A 307-nucleotide genomic window follows, 5' to 3' on the forward strand; every position below is an offset into this window, starting at 1 on the left:
ACAAGGTAGCCGTAGGGGAACCTGCGGCTGGATCACCTCCTTTCTAGAGAAGGCGATCGCCAAGTACTTACAGCCTATCGGTTATTCAAGTTAAGGGCATTTTCGATGAAAATCTGCGCAGCTCTGCGTTGAAAGCCTCCTCGTGTACTCGATGTACACGTCGTCAGCTTTCGCCTTGATCTGCTTGATTTTGATCGAAAACGATGTGGTATCAAACGACTACTGGGTTTGTAGCTCAGCTGGTTAGAGCACTGTGTTGATAACGCAGGGGTCGTAGGTTCGAGTCCTACCAGACCCACCAGTAATT

The 307-nt window shown here is 49.2% G+C and carries 1 tRNA gene; it reads left to right on the top strand.

The features are described from left to right. Positions 1–224 precede the first annotated feature (224 nt). Positions 225–301, top strand: a tRNA-Ile gene (locus tag C2134_RS19255). Positions 302–307 lie beyond the last annotated feature (6 nt).

Source organism: Chromobacterium sinusclupearum, from assembly GCF_002902845.1.
In the GTDB taxonomy this organism is placed as follows: Bacteria; Pseudomonadota; Gammaproteobacteria; order Burkholderiales; family Chromobacteriaceae; genus Chromobacterium; species Chromobacterium sinusclupearum.